The organism is Onishia niordana, assembly GCF_004798965.1.
Taxonomy (GTDB): domain Bacteria; phylum Pseudomonadota; class Gammaproteobacteria; order Pseudomonadales; family Halomonadaceae; genus Onishia; species Onishia niordana.
The window spans coordinates 1-276 of the sequence record NZ_SDSD01000060.1; the positions used below are offsets into that span (position 1 = coordinate 1).

The 276-nt window shown below is 35.9% G+C and carries 1 protein-coding gene; it reads right to left on the reverse strand.

Annotated features, from left to right (window positions below):
- On the reverse strand, positions 1-276 hold a 276-nt coding region (locus ETC27_RS17945), incomplete at both ends, for an MgtC/SapB family protein (RefSeq protein ID WP_205742774.1).

Sequence of the window (276 nt, forward strand, 5' to 3'; positions counted from 1 at the left end):
TTTTGCAACAGGCGAAGACCTTCAATATCTTCTAATTGAACAATAAGATGATTGCTTGTTGCTGTTTTTATCCACCGATAATTTTGATGTAAAATAATTTGAAAAAGTAAAATGAGTAAAGTAGCTACAATACCTATAAAATATAGTCCAGAACCAATAGCCATCCCAATACCAGAAGTTGCCCAAATGCCAGCAGCGGTGGTTAAACCTCGAACGGATTGATTGTGAACAAAGATCAGTCCTGCTCCTAAAAAACCAATTCCGCTTACAATTTGA